This is a genomic window from Niallia oryzisoli, from assembly GCF_043641075.1.
Classification (GTDB): domain Bacteria; phylum Bacillota; class Bacilli; order Bacillales; family Cytobacillaceae; genus Bacillus_BD; species Bacillus_BD oryzisoli_A.
The window spans coordinates 53,378-67,887 of the sequence record NZ_JBHZRC010000011.1; the positions used below are offsets into that span (position 1 = coordinate 53,378).

The 14,510-nt window shown below is 39.4% G+C and carries 11 protein-coding genes and 1 pseudogene; 7 read left to right on the forward strand and 5 right to left on the reverse strand.

Features of this window, described 5'->3' with window-relative positions; all coding sequences use genetic code 11:
• Positions 1-624: 624 nt before the first annotated feature.
• On the reverse strand, positions 625-1,380 hold the full coding sequence (locus tag ACHUFV_RS22350) for a nuclease-related domain-containing protein (RefSeq protein ID WP_394238009.1): 756 nt from the start codon (positions 1,378-1,380) through the stop codon (positions 625-627).
• Positions 1,381-1,608: 228 nt separating this feature from the next.
• Here ACHUFV_RS22350 and ACHUFV_RS22355 point away from each other — a divergent pair, with 228 nt between their 5' ends.
• Positions 1,609-3,165, forward strand: a complete 1,557-nt coding sequence (locus ACHUFV_RS22355; protein ID WP_394238011.1) for a flavin monoamine oxidase family protein — start codon at positions 1,609-1,611, stop codon at positions 3,163-3,165.
• Positions 3,166-3,298: 133 nt separating this feature from the next.
• Here the strand turns inward: ACHUFV_RS22355 and ACHUFV_RS22360 are convergent, their stop codons facing one another.
• The 3 genes from ACHUFV_RS22360 to ACHUFV_RS22370 all read right to left on the reverse strand — a co-directional run bounded on the left by ACHUFV_RS22360 (position 3,299) and on the right by ACHUFV_RS22370 (position 5,155).
• Complete coding sequence (locus ACHUFV_RS22360; protein ID WP_394238013.1) at positions 3,299-3,589, reverse strand: phospholipase; 291 nt, start codon at positions 3,587-3,589, stop codon at positions 3,299-3,301.
• Positions 3,590-3,746: 157 nt separating this feature from the next.
• Positions 3,747-4,157: a GtrA family protein gene (locus ACHUFV_RS22365; RefSeq protein ID WP_394238015.1), complete on the reverse strand. Its 411-nt coding sequence runs from the start codon at positions 4,155-4,157 to the stop codon at positions 3,747-3,749.
• Positions 4,154-5,155, reverse strand: a complete 1,002-nt coding sequence (locus ACHUFV_RS22370) for a glycosyltransferase family 2 protein (RefSeq protein ID WP_394238017.1) — start codon at positions 5,153-5,155, stop codon at positions 4,154-4,156. The genes ACHUFV_RS22365 and ACHUFV_RS22370 overlap by 4 nt, the downstream gene beginning before the upstream one ends.
• Before the next feature lie 255 nt (positions 5,156-5,410).
• Between ACHUFV_RS22370 and hprK the strand changes: the two genes are divergently transcribed.
• Entirely contained in the window at positions 5,411-6,346 is a 936-nt protein-coding gene (hprK, locus tag ACHUFV_RS22375; RefSeq protein ID WP_394238019.1) for an HPr(Ser) kinase/phosphatase, read from the forward strand.
• 60 nt (positions 6,347-6,406) lie between these two features.
• Here hprK and ACHUFV_RS22380 read toward each other — a convergent pair whose 3' ends face one another.
• The gene (locus ACHUFV_RS22380; RefSeq protein ID WP_394238021.1) at positions 6,407-7,288 is read right to left on the reverse strand and encodes a LysR family transcriptional regulator; all 882 of its coding nucleotides are present in this window, start codon (positions 7,286-7,288) and stop codon (positions 6,407-6,409) included.
• Between the two features lie 319 nt (positions 7,289-7,607).
• Here ACHUFV_RS22380 and ACHUFV_RS22385 point away from each other — a divergent pair, with 319 nt between their 5' ends.
• The 5 genes and pseudogenes from ACHUFV_RS22385 (at position 7,608) to ACHUFV_RS22405 (ending at position 14,459) form a co-directional block, all read left to right on the forward strand.
• Positions 7,608-8,480 (forward strand): sugar phosphate isomerase/epimerase family protein, encoded by an 873-nt coding sequence (locus ACHUFV_RS22385; protein WP_394238023.1) that lies wholly within the window; start codon positions 7,608-7,610, stop codon positions 8,478-8,480.
• A 114-nt stretch (positions 8,481-8,594) separates the two neighbouring features.
• Positions 8,595-10,517, forward strand: a pseudogene (locus ACHUFV_RS22390) (FAD-dependent oxidoreductase); the annotation flags it as partial.
• Positions 10,518-10,694: 177 nt separating this feature from the next.
• Positions 10,695-11,594, forward strand: coding sequence for a shikimate dehydrogenase (gene aroE / locus ACHUFV_RS22395; RefSeq protein WP_394238025.1), 900 nt, complete (start codon positions 10,695-10,697; stop codon positions 11,592-11,594).
• A 163-nt stretch (positions 11,595-11,757) separates the two neighbouring features.
• Positions 11,758-13,002, forward strand: a complete 1,245-nt coding sequence (locus ACHUFV_RS22400; RefSeq protein WP_394238026.1) for an MFS transporter — start codon at positions 11,758-11,760, stop codon at positions 13,000-13,002.
• Between the two features lie 233 nt (positions 13,003-13,235).
• Positions 13,236-14,459, forward strand: a complete 1,224-nt coding sequence (locus ACHUFV_RS22405; protein WP_394238028.1) for an MFS transporter — start codon at positions 13,236-13,238, stop codon at positions 14,457-14,459.
• Positions 14,460-14,510 lie beyond the last annotated feature (51 nt).

Here is a 14,510-nt window from a genome sequence, read left to right on the forward strand (position 1 = left end):
GTCCTTCATAAAGGTAATGAAGGACAAAAGGCAAGGAGAGAGATTGAAAAAAGTCCTTCATAAAGGTAATGAAGGACAAAAGGCAAGGAGAGAGATTGAAAAAAGTCCTTCATAAAGGTAATGAAGGACAAAAGGCAAGAAGAGAGATTGAAAAATGTCCTTCACAAAGGTAATGAAGGACAAAAGGCAAGAAGAGAGATTGAAAAATGTCCTTCATAAAGGTAATGAAGGACAAAAGGCAAGGAGAGAGATTGAAAAAAGTCCTTCATAAAGGTAATGAAGGACAAAAGGCAAGAAGAGAGATTGAAAAATGTCCTTCACAAAGGTAATGAAGGACAAAAGGAAAGGAGAGAGATTGAAAAAGGTCCTTCATAAAATTTATGAAGGACAAATCAAGTGAAATCCGCAATAAATGTGCCTTTAATAAGTTTATTATTCAAAAGGTATTCCAAATAAAGGGTCATTAACCGATTTTTATACGTAATAAGCCCATTGACGAACTCCTACAATTTTAAAATGCCTTTCCAAGATTCTTTTTATCCTCTTTTTGGAATCAATTACCTGACACCATTCATGCACTATATTTGTCGTAATCCTTCGCTCCGGAAAAAGTAACCTAAACTCTCACACATTCCGCATCACAGCATTAGCAACAAGTTCTTCATGCCAACATTCCTTGCAAACACACTTTTGTCCCTCCACGGATATTGAAAAGGAGTTGCAAATCTCGCAAAAAATTCCTTTTCGCAGCTGGCAATAATCAAAGAGCGGCAGCGTATTATATGGAGAAACGGGAATGTGAAGGTTAACTAATTTATCAGCTAACATTTTATGCTTGCTGGTTATCCTTGAAGGGTGCAGATTGAGTTTGTTCATATGACGGTTTACCTGTGTTGGGAGAATAATCGGTTTATTGAGAGGTGCTTGGTATAAAGTAAATTCAGGATTGATAAATATAACTGATGCGTCAATTGGGAGGGTAAATCCTTGATTGAGGAGGAGCTGTCGTAGTAATGATTCGCATCTGCTTAATTGGGTTAATGGATTACTAACTTCTGTTTTTGGCTTTATATATAACGTATCAGACTCGTAAAAATAATCACCCTCGTAGTTTTTTACCTCATAGAGAAAAATTGTATCTGACGTGATGATGAGTGAATCGATTTGAAACAGCGTGCTATTATTCTTGAGCAGTAAATCATTCAATATCAAGCAGTCACACTGCAGCTTTTCCGTTAATGTATCAAACAGCAATTCCCCTTCATACCCCTTTTTCAGGCTAACATAGTGCTGCTTTTCCTTTTCGGATAGATCCATTCGATTGTTTAGTGATTTTAAAATGAGTAATTCAATGGCTTCAGTACGAGATTTATAGATCATGGTCCACCATCCTTTCTTGTTTAATCCTCTATGTCTGTTCTATTTAAGTATAACGATTCAAACGGCTGCCGTGCGTGAACATTATGTTAATCAATGCCACCCTCCCCCTATTTATCAATACCAAAAATTATTTCCCTATAATCAAATGAATGACCTATAGCAATTAAAAAATGCCTGCATATTGTGCTAATAAGATAAACATCATTTTTAAAAATTGGAGATGGTTCTTTGGCACGTACACCATTGGCAAGTATGCTGCAAAAGGCATATGTAGCTGCGCATATAGAGATGGAGCGGCAAAATACGAGTGGACAAGTTAGCCAGTCTCGAGACAATGGCAGAGAAAAAAAAAGGGGGAAAGATAAAAGTTCCTCAAACCTTAACGTGAAAAATCAGCCAAGGATTGTTGTTGTGGGAGCGGGCTTGGCCGGTCTCGCCAGTGCATATCGATTAAAGCAGGCAGGAATTGCAGCTGATGTGTATGAGGCAGCAGATCGAGTTGGGGGTCGCTGCTGGACGAGAAGGGGTGCCTTCAAGGAAGGCCAAGCTGTCGAGCGTGGAGGAGAATTAATAGATTCAGGTCATATGGAGATTCGAAAACTTGCCGGGGAGCTGGGGCTGGTTTTAGATGATTTAATTGAGGATGAAACAATGGGGACAGAGCCTTTTTACTTTTTCGATGAATTCCCGTATAGCATGGAGGACGCAACGAAAGATTTTCTAGAGATCTACCCGCAGCTGCAGCAGGATCTAGCAGAGGTAGGGGAAACAACACTCTATAATCATTTTACAGAGCGAGGCTTTGAACTTGACCATATGTCCATTATTGATTATATCAATGAAATAGTTCCGGGCGGCATCGATTCAAAGTTTGGTCAGCTATTAGCTGTCGCTTACACCATTGAATACGGTGCGGATGCTGACGATCAGAGTGCTTTAAATCTGCTCTATTTATTAGGATATGCTCAACAAGGCCCCCTGCAGCTTTTTGGAGGGTCTGACGAAAGATTTCATATAAAAGGCGGGAATGACCAGCTCACTACACTATTAGCCGAAAAGCTAAAGGGACAAATTAAATTAAATTCTGAATTAATTAGAATTGAACAAAATAAACAAGATGAAATTAAGCTCGTTTTTCGAAGTGAACAAAAGGAATGGGAAGTTATTGCTGATAAAGTCATTTTGACGATACCATTCAGTATTTTAAGAATGATAGATTACAAGAATGCTCAGTTTCGTAAATTGAAAAAAATGGCTATTGAAGAGATTGGAATGGGCATGAATACAAAGCTGCATGTACAATTTAGCAATCGATTCTGGCGAAAGCTTGGAAACAATGGAGAAACATTTTCGGATACGGGATATCAGAATACCTTTGAGTCCTCTCGTGCTCAAAAAGGTAAATCGGGAATTCTTGTGGATTATACAGGTGCTGAAACAGCCGCTCGATTGAATCCATCAACAGAAAAGGAGCTTAAGAAAATCACAAAGGGCGTTTTGGACAAGCTGGAGCCTGTGCTGCCAGGAAGTACTAAGAGCTGGAATGGATTGTCCACGCTCGATCATTGGCTCAGTAACCCATGGTCAAAAGGGTCCTATTCGTATTGGCGGGTTGGACAGTATACGTCATTTGCAGGAATAGCGGGCGAAAGAGAAGGCAATATATTCTTTGCGGGTGAGCATACATCAATTGATTATCAAGGCTATTTAAATGGAGCTGTCGAAACGGGTGAAAGGGCATCACGAGAGGTTCTTGATGATCTAGTTAAAAATAAGAAAAAGTAGAGCAAACCAGTAGGCCTAAGTGAAGTCATTTAGGTCTGCTGGTTTGCTTATATGTAAAAAACATCTGGGAACAGAACCGTACCATAGTAAAAATAGCCGGCAATAAGTGGTACGGTTTTTGATGTTTGAGAGGTTACCTTCTATAGAAGCTGCAGGTAAAAAAGGTTTGAAGTTTCATATAGTCATAGATTAATTGAGCTTGTCTTCCCTTTTTCGTATGGGGATTTACTTTGGAGCGGAGACGGCGAAGAAACTCTTGATCACATTCACAGCGGCTGCGATGACTTCTGTAACATTTATCATGTTCTTTACATAATGCATCAAGGTCATTAATTGGGGCACCAGGTCCATTGCAGCCAGGTCCGCACCAATTATAGCCGGGGAATACACAAAAGCCAAAATCCCTTTGTCTTCCTTGCGACAAAACCATGTCCTCCCTTCTATCATTGATATAGTATAAATTATTCAATCCCAGCTCCAATTGTATAAGCCGTTATCCATATAAAGGTGTCAGGCACCACAAAAAGACAGAATCGAGTATTCTGTCCTTTTGTGGTGCCTGACACCGATCGTGATGGTATTTATTTTTCCATTACTCCCTTTGAAGGTTTAAAGATGATAAATTTGCTGGCGAAGTAATTGAAAATGACAACGAGAACATTCGCGATAATTTTTGCAAATAGGCTGTCAGCCAGGAAGATTTCTACGAGAATAATCATCGTAAAAAGGTCTAGCAAATAGGAAAGCAGACGAAAAAATAGAAAGGACATAAACTCCTTTATCACGGAGTGGAAATCTGACTGTTTGCTGTTGAACACATAGAGCTTATTGGTCACAAAAGCAAAAAGTACGGATAGGACCCATGCAGTAGTGGTTGCCACTCTATAATCCATATCAAAATAGTGGTCCTGTATCCAAAAACTAATAATATTTACGGCTGTCGTCAGAACGCCGAAGATAAGATAGTTGATGATTTCCTTTCGTTTGTTCATGCTCTTCCTCTATTCAAATGTCTTGTAAATCTGTTCACTACTTGAACCTGCTTACCCTGATTTAATACTTTTTCATTATTATACTCTTCTACAAAGTAAAGCGGGCGGTTTTTCGTTTCGTTAAAAATCCGTCCAAGATACTCGCCGATGATGCCTAATGAGATCAGTTGAATCCCTCCTAAAAATAGGATAACTGTCATTAGTGATGGATATCCCGCAACAGGTTCACCGTAAAGCAATGTTTTGGCGATAATCCAGATGATATAGAAAAAGGAACATATGGAAATGAAAAATCCGCAAAAGGCTGATAACCTTAATGGAGCTGTTGTAAATGATGTCACGCCTTCGATGGCTAAGTCAACTAACTTGGAGTAGTTCCATTTTGTTTCCCCTGCTGCCCTAGGGTCACGGTCAAATAATATTTCCTTTTTGTTATAGCCAATCCAGCTGAACATTCCCTTTGTATATCTTTGTGCTTCCCTGATTTGCTTCAGTGCTTCAATACAACGGCGATCCAGCAGGCGGAAGTCACCTGTATTCTCTTGTATTGGGATGCGGCTCATTTTTTGCAGCGTCTTATAGAATGTCGCAGAAGACCATTTTTTAAACCAAGTTTCACCTGATCTGGATCTTCTTTTTGCGTATACATCATCATAGCCCATTTCCCAGTATTTAATCATTTCCGGAATTAATTCAGGCGGATCCTGCAGGTCTGCATCAATAATGATGACACCATCTCCCTTTGCATGGTCTATACCTGCAAGCATGGCGATTTCTTTTCCGAAATTCCGTGAAAGATTAACGTAGGAGATTCTTTTATCCCGCTCTCTCATTTTTTTAATAATGGATAACGTATTATCTTTACTGCCATCATTAATAAATAGGATTTCAAATTGATATGCTGGTATACTTTTAATTACTTCCTTTAACCGGTCATATAATTTGTGCAGCACAGCTTCTTCATTGTAGGCTGGCACTAATATAGTTATCCTTTTCATTTTTATATGCTCCTTCGGAAATCGTCTATATTTTCTACCTGGCTGAGGAATATTTCCTGAGTGCAGTGTAATATAAATGTCTATCAACAATTTAGTATTTCCAAGTTTGGGAATATCATTCTTATTTTTCAAATATGAACGTGAATAGGAATATTGGGGTTTAATAATGTTCTGAAAATAATAAAAAAGGTGACGTTTTCATCATTTTTCAGTATAATTCAAACTTATAAGCCATATAGGACGGTGAAGGGGAAAGTGAAAACAATTACAGTTGAAAACTTGGTTAATCGGTTTTCGTTGAAGGTATTGGCTGGCGAGGATCAGCTGCAAAAAACCATAACGCAATCAAGGGTCCACCGACCGGGTTTGGAGTTTGTTGGCCATTTTGATTTTTTCCCAACTGAGCGAGTACAAATTTTAGGAAAAAAAGAAATTAACTATTTACATAAGCTAAGTCATGAGGAACGAAGAATCCGCATTGGAAATATTGTTCACTATCATCCGCCGTGTTTTATCGTAACCGCAGGTGAGGAAGGCTTAACTTATTTACGCCATCACTGCATTGAGGAAAAGATTCCGCTGCTAGTAACTAGAAATGTTGAAACAACTTCAGAGTTTATCACTAAATTGGACGCCTATTTAGTAAAGGAATTAGCACCGGAGATTGCTATTCATGGGGTTTGTTTGAATGTATCAGGTATGGGGATTTTACTTCGCGGGAATTCCGGGGTTGGGAAAAGTGAAACAGCACATACGTTAATTGGCAGGGGGCACCGCCTAGTCGCTGATGATATTGTTGTACTGAAAAAGCTTAGTCCGCAAACGATTTTAGGTACCCATGACAAGAAGACAAAGGAATTTTTGGCATTGCGGAGCATCGGTCTGTTGAATGTAGTCCGAATGTACGGACGTAAGGCTTTCCAGGAGGAAACGCGGATTGCGCTTGATATTCTGCTAACAAAATGGGAAAAGGATGCTTTAAATAATGAATTGGAGCAGGAGACCCAATTTACAGAGTATATGGGAGTGAAGATTCCATCAATAGAAATCCAGCTTCAGCCAGGACGAGATGTTGCCGGATTGATAGAAGCAGCAGCAAATAACTGGTATTTGAGACAGCAGGGCTACAGTGCTGCCGAAGAATTCCTAAGCAGAATTGAAGCTGATTTTGCAGAGCAGGAATCAAAATAAGGTGTCAGGCACCACAAAAAGACAAAATGTTGTTTTTGTCCATATGTGGTGCCTGACACCTTATATTTTTGCGTGTTCAATCACGAAGTCTTTAAATTCCTTTACAACAGGTGCTAAGTATTTATTTTTCAGGACGGCTAGATAGAACATTCTCTCAAAGCTAGGGTACGTAATAGTGAGCGGTTTCACATCAATGTAATTGAGGATAGGCATATTAGGAATGACAGCAATTCCAAAGTTTTTCGCCACTAATCCTGCTATAACCTGATCAACCTCTACTTCATACGCGATTTTGTAGGACGCCCCTATTTTTTCAAAAAGCCCGTCTACAATTGGACGTAGTCCGCTGCTCTTAGAAAAGGCAATCTGCGGATACGGAATTGTCTCTCTTAAATCAATTGTGTCCTTCTCGGCAAGCGGGTGGTTTTTCGGGACAATCACAACCAGCTCCTGCCGGGCAATCGGGAAAAACTCCAGCTCAGGTTCTTTTTCCAATTTGGAGCATAGACCAATATCATACTTTTTATCCTTTAAAGCTTGAATGATTTCTGTTGTTACACCGGTATAGAAGCGGAATTTAATATCTTTCTCGGGATGCTTTGCTAGGAAGGCTTGTGTAAGCTCAGGAACCAGGTCTAACCCAAGTGTTTGCAGGAATCCAAGATCAATCCTACCCTCACCTACACCCGTTTTTTGTAACACCTTTACCCCGTTATCAAAAACTTCAATAGCAGATTGCATGTATTCTAGAAAGACCTTTCCGTACTTCGTCAAAACGATATTTCTGCCTTCTTTTTCAAACAAACGAACGCCTAATTGTTCCTCCAATGAAGCGATGGCTTGACTTAGTGTCGGCTGGGTAATCATTAAAGCCTCAGCAGCCTTTGTATAATGCTCTAATTGTGCCAGTTTTATGAAATAACGGATATGATGTAGATTCACCTTCCTGCTCCTCCCGCGAAAATCCTCACTTCGAAATGATTATAGCATGATTAATAAGCAAAACTTATGAATTCTCGGTGAAAGATTAATTGGTTTTTAGGAAACTGCCAAACTATAATAAAGTCATAAATCAAATGATCTTGATCAGCAAGTATCAACGGTAGAGTGAAACAAAGCTCCATCTGAAAGTAATATAAATAGAGGTGGAATTTGATAGACAGTTACCGAACATGGAATGGCCAACCATGATTTTTTTTGAAAAAGTTTGTGAATAGTTTCTCAATCAAGAATTGTTCTTATTACGAGAGGAGTCATTTTCATGACAAACACAAATGAATTAAAATCATGCCCTATTACGATTTCTTCCTATACGTTAGGAACAGAGGTGTCCTTTCCTGACCGTGTTCGCTTTGCAGCAGAGGCTGGGTTTCATGGAATTGGCCTACGCGCAGAAAACTATGTAGATGCTAAAAATGCAGGTTTAACAGATGAAGATATGCTTCGTATTCTAGATGAAAATGGAATGAAAGTAACAGAGGTTGAGTATATCACTCAATGGGCGAGAGCAGAGGATCGTACAGAAGCACAGCAGGAAAAGGAACAAACAATCTACCACATGGCAAAGCTGTTTGATGTCCAGCATATTAACTGTGGTTTATTAGAAAAAGTCCCAGAGGAACAAATTATTGCGGCCTATAATGAATTATGTGACCGCGCAGGGGATTTGATTATTGGTCTTGAGTTTATGCCATACAGCGGTGTACCTGATTTGGCATCAGCATGGCGAATTGTAAATGCAGTGAATCGTGATAATGCAATGTTAATTTGTGATACATGGCATTGGGCAAGAGCCAATCAAACAGCTGAGAATTTGATCGGCGTTCCTGCTGAGAAAATTGTTTCCATTCAGATATGCGATGTGAAAGAAAATCGTTTCCCTGAAGAGATCTTAAGAGATGAATCAATGGGTCATCGTCTGCTGCCTGGGGAAGGCTTTGGTGACACAGTGGGCTTTATCAAGGCATTAAAAGAGCATGGTGTAAATCCAAGAGTAATTGGTGTTGAGACAATTTCTTTTGAACTGGTTGAAAGAGGCATTCCAACTGCAGCCAATAAAGCCTTCAAGGCAGCAAAGAATGTATTAGATCAGGCATGGCCTGAAGTATCTCCAAAGGAATTAACTCTCGTTTGATAAGTGAATTTGTTCACAAAAAGTTTACATATAAAAATGCTGGGCCTCAAGCTTATAAAGCAAGGAACACGGCATACTGAATTCTATTTAATGTTAAGAAAGGGATGAAATAATTTGAAGTTTACATCAATGTTTTCACCTATACAAATTGGACCAATGACAGTCTCTAACCGGTTTATGGTTTCACCTATGTGTAATAACTTTGCTAACGCTGACGGCACATTAAGCGAAACTTCCCTTGCCTATTATCGTGAACGTGCACTTGGCGGCTTTGGATTAATCACACTTGAAGCAACCGTTGTCGACCCAAGAGCAAAGGGCGGTGCACGTAAATCCTGTCTTTTCAGTGATTTTCAAATCGATGCACTTAAAAAGGTAGTAGATGCCTGTCATGAAGGCGGTGCAAAGGTTTCCGTACAGCTGCAGCATGCAGGACCTGAGGGGAATTCAAAGGTTTCTGGTTATCCGTTAAGAGCGGCATCTGCCATCCCTGCTGCACAAGGCCGTCCAACCCCTATCTCCATCTCAAATGGGGAGATATATGAGTTAATTGAACTTTATGGGGATGCTGCCCTTCGTGCGAAAAAGGCAGGCGCGGATGCTGTAGAAATTCATTGTGCACATGGATATTTAATTAATAGCTTCCTTTCCCCTAGAACAAACAAACGTGTCGATGAATTTGGCGGCAGCTTTGAAAATAGAATGCGTCTAATTCGTTTAGTGATAGAAAACATTCGTAAAAAAGTAGGCTTCTCTTTAGCAATCATCTGCCGGATTAACGGGACAGACGGTGTTGATGGCGGTATCGACGTACATGACAGTGCTGCGATCGCTGCTTATTTAGAAGACTGCGGGGTTGATGGATTGCATGTCTCCCGCAGCGTACACATTCGTGATGAATTTATGTGGGCCCCTACAGTTCTTCATGCAGGATTTAGCGCAGATGTTGTAACTGAAATCAAAAGAGCCGTTTCAATCCCGGTTATTACGGTAGGTCGTTTTACAGAGCCTCATTTTGCTGAACTGATGATTCGTGAAGGACGTGCTGATTTGGTGGCATTTGGACGCCAAAGTTTAGCAGACCCACAGACGCCGAATAAGGTGGCAGCAGGTAGACTTGAAGAAATCGTTCCATGTATTGCCTGCTTACAAGGCTGTGTTCACAACATGTATAAAGGAGAACCAATTACATGTCTTGTAAACCCTGCTCTTGGTCGTGAAAGTGAGGCGCTTCGTCCAGTATCTGAAAGGAAAAAGGTAATGGTCATTGGCGGCGGTGTTGGAGGATTATTTGCTGCTTGGACAGCTGCATCACGCGGTCATGATGTTACCTTATATGAAAAAGGCAGTACATTAGGTGGACAAATGCGCTTAGCGGCCTACCCTCCTGGTAAGGGTGATCTTTCCAATATGGTTCGCAGCTATATTCAAAAATGTGAGCAGTATGGCGTAAATATCTGGTTGGATGCTGAAGTAACTCCCGAGCTTGTAAAGCTGGAAAATCCGAATGCAGTGATTGTGGCGACAGGTGCTAAGCCGTTAGTACTTCCAATCCCAGGAATTAACGAGTCCGGTATTTTACATGCTGTAGATGTTCTTGATGGAAAATCTACTTGCGATAAAAAGGTACTAGTTGTCGGTGGCGGAATGGTGGGCTGTGAAACAGCAGCATTCCTTGGTGAGCTTGGACATGATGTAACCGTCGTGGAATTACGTGAAGATGTTGGGATGGACGTAATCTCGGAGCACCGTAAATTCTTAATGCGTGATTTTAACGACTACAAGATTAAAACGGTTACTGGTGCAAAGGTGGCTGAGTTCTTTGAGGACGGCGTTTCTTATTCATTGGAGGATGGCACTCTAAATAGAATTGATGGCTTCGATACCGTTGTTCTTGCAATGGGAGCACGTAATCATGACCCATTAAGTAAAGAAATCAAAGAAATTGTTACCGAAACCTATGTAATCGGTGATGCTGCTAGAGCAAGAAGGGCGCTTGATGCAACACGAGAAGCATTTAACGCCATCATGAAACTAGAAGCAATGGAAGCAACAAAAGAAGCACAGGAAGCAAAAGAAGAGTTAGTTTGGGCTTAAGATTGTTATTGATATGAAACGGCATAGCATTATACAGGCTGTTGCTGTTTCATGTCGATGCTCCAAGTTAAATGGAAGACTACCGAATTTATTTATTACGTTAGTGAGGTGATTAGTATGGTAAGTCCAATGTCAAAAGAAGTTGTAAAACAGCAGGAAATAACAGGGAAAACTAAATTACTGACCTTAATTGGTACACCGGTAGGCCACTCGAAATCACCACAGATGTACAATTATAGCTTTCAAAAGCTCGGATTGGATTATACCTATATGGCCTTTGACATTCCAGTTGAAAAGGTAGCTGATGCAATCCAGGCGATCAAAACCTTTCATGTTAGAGGATCCAATGTAACAATGCCTTGCAAGTCTGAGGTTGTTAAATATATGGATGAGCTTTCTCCTGCAGCACGCATTATAGGGGCTGTTAACACGATTGTGAACGAGGACGGAAGGTTGACCGGACATATCACAGATGGACAAGGGTTTGTTCAAAACTTAAAGGAACATGATGTTGATGTAAAAGGTAAGAAATTGACAATCATGGGTGCTGGAGGTGCAGCAACGGCGATCCAGGTGCAATCTGCATTGGATGGAGCAAGAGAGATTTCTATTTTTAATATTATGGATGCTTTCTACGAAAAAGCACAGCAAACAGTTGAAAATATTAAAAAGGAAGTTCCAGGTTGTGTGGTCAATCTATACGATTTAGCGGACACTGCAAAGCTCTATGAAGAAATTGCCGATAGCAATATATTAGTCAATGGCACGCTTGTTGGGATGAGCCCTGATTACGGTAAATCTATCATCAAGGATCCAAGCGTTTTCAAAAGTGATCTAGTTGTGGCAGACGTCATATACAATCCAAAGAAAACAAGGCTGCTAGAAGATGCTGAGGCGGCTGGATGTAAAACGATAAGCGGTTTAGGAATGCTGTTATGGCAGGGGGCAGAAGCCTTTAAGCTACATACTGGTTTGGAAATGCCTGTTGAAGAAGTAAAAGCAGCCTATTTTTCTTAATGCATTTTAGAAATTTAAATCAAAGGATAAAGTGAAGTATTGGGGAGAGTTTCTTACATTCCTTCCCATTACTGATACACAGAAGTTTTAACCTGTGTAATGGTAGTTCAATAGATATGATCAATTTATATTCTTGTATGAGTAATGAGAGGAGAATTTAGGAATGAATACAAAAAAATATATTCCTACTGCTTTGGCATTATACTTTACTTATTTTATTCACGGAATCGGAGTTTCAATTATTGGTCAGTACAAGCAGAATTTTGCAGATGCATGGGGTGCTGATACGTTACCTGATGGAACCTTTGATGTTAGTATGGTGCTGGCCGTTATTGCAGCATTAGGTTTAGGACGTTTAATTTCACTGCCAATCTCTGGACCCTTTTCAGATAAATTTGGCCGGAGAGCTTCTGGATTAATCGGTATCGGTTTCTATACGCTTTATTTCGTAGGAATTGTCTTTGCTCCTAATATGTATGTTGCTTATGCGTTTGCATTAGCAGGCGGTATTGCGAACTCCTTTTTAGATACTTGTGTAACACCATCCATTTTAGAGATTTTTGGTAAAAACGGTACCGTAGCAAATACATTTACTAAGTTTTCCATTTCAATTGGTCAATTATTGCTTCCCTTCATGATAGGGTTTGTAGCTGCAAGCAATATGTCATTTAAAGTGCTTTTCTTTGTAACAGGTGCACTATTATTAATTGATGGACTATTAATTGCCTTTATGCCATTCCCACCAATGAATGCAAATGTTAAGCCGTCAAAAGATGGAGTGGTTAAGAAAGAAAAGATGAAGTTTTCTTCAACTGCTTGGGCTGTTATTTCAATTGGATTCACCTGTACAGCAACCTTCCAATTATGGTTAAACTGTAATCAAGAATTAGGGAAATTATACGGACTTGCTGACCCTACTAAAATTCAATCCTTCTACGCCTTCGGAACAATGTGTGCGATTCTTTTAACAGCTGTACTAATTAATAAAAAGGTATTAAAAGCAACTCAAGTTCTTTGGATTTACCCAGCTATTTCAGCAACCATGCTTCTAGTTATCTACCTAGTACAATCACCAGCAATTGTATTAATCGGTGGCTTCGTTCTTGGTTATGCAGCAGCGGGCGGTGTTCTTCAGTTAGCGGTAGCAACAGCAAATGAAATGTTCCCGACAAACAAAGGGAAAATTACATCAATTGTTATGATCGCTTCAAGTATTGCAAACTATGTGATTTTAAATATTGCCGGAATGATAACAAAGGCTGGCGGTGTCGAGGGTCCAAAATACGTTTTATTATTCAACGTGGGAATTACTGTAGTTGGAGTACTTCTTGCATTATATGTAAACAAACAGTTTTCTAAAAAGGAAAGCGTGACAAGCGGAACTAATTTAGAGAAGCAGGCAGTTTAATATAGCTAATACCAACATTGTTTATGATAAAAAAAGTATCTGTGGGAAAATGACCTTCTCACAGATACATTTTCGTGTAGTAGAATCCTAGACTATTAATAAGAGAATTTGGAAAATGTTCATAACCATACTCTACTTTTTTAATTAGTATATATTATGATTGTATTTATAGAAGATTTGAACAGTTTTTTTATTATAAATTGTGAATGGAATCACATTCAGGAGGGTCGAATATGAAGAATAAATACTTATCCACATCAATAGGCCTTTATTTTAACTACTTTGTTCACGGAATGGGATTAATCATTATTGCTCTTAACATGGATGTTCTATCTTTGAAATGGGGTACAGATGCTGCGGGAGTGGCAGTTGTAGTGTCATCCTTTGGAATCGGTAAAATTTTGGCGGTTTTTTTCTCAGGGAAAATCTCAGATAAATTTGGCAGGAAACCTTCAGTTATGCTGGGTATGCTGTTTTACTTATTATTCTTTGTCGGAATATTATGGAGTCCAACAACAACAATAGCCTATTTCTTTGGTATCATTGCTGGCTTTGCAAACTCGTTTCTAGATACAGGAACATATCCTGCCCTCATGGAGGCTTTTCCTAAAAAGTCCGGCCCAGCAAATATAATTGTAAAAGCATTTGTCCAGTCTGCTCAGTTCTTACTGCCATTAATTGTGGGATTTCTCATTAACCAACAATTATGGTATGGTTGGAGCTTTATCCTTCTTATCGTAATCCTATCAATTAATTTAATCTTTATTTCAACAAGAGAATTTCCTTCTACAACAATTGTCCCTTCAGAAACTGGTAAAGTAGAAGTAAAGGATCCAAAGGGAAGTTTTCATTTTAGTATTGATGAAATCTGCTTAATCATATTTGGTTTTGTTGCACAAAGCTTGCTTTATATCCTTTCCCAGTGGATTGCAAAGTATGGATCCGAAGTTGTTCATATGAACGATGGAGCCGCAAGGATGTTAGTAAGCTATGGAAGTATTGCTGCTCTTGTTTGTGTACTAATTACCTTTACATTAGGAAATAAGGGAGTTAAATCACCATATTTTCTTATGACGTATACCTTTATGGCTTCCGTTATTTCATTCATTTTATGGGCATTTCCAACTCCTATAGTAGGTGTGGTTGGAGCAATCTTTTTAGGGTATTTCTCTGCAGGTGGACTTATTCAGCTAGGTTTGACATTATTGGTTGAGAAATCAAAAAGAGGAAAGGGTCTTATTACGAGCCTTTATACAATTGCAGAAGGAATTGCGGTTTTTACCATTCCATTAGCTGCAGCAGCTATCTCAAAGGTCAATATTGGCGGTATTTTTCTTATGAATTCACTAATTGCTTTTATTGGATTCTCTCTCGTCCTTACTGTTTTTATTCGCGGTAAACGCAATCCTGCAAAAGAAGCACCAGTATCGCAGGAATTTAAAAATGAAGCAATTTAATAGAATTTGTCTATTAAATTCAAAGGGAAATTATTTTTTTATCTATCATTG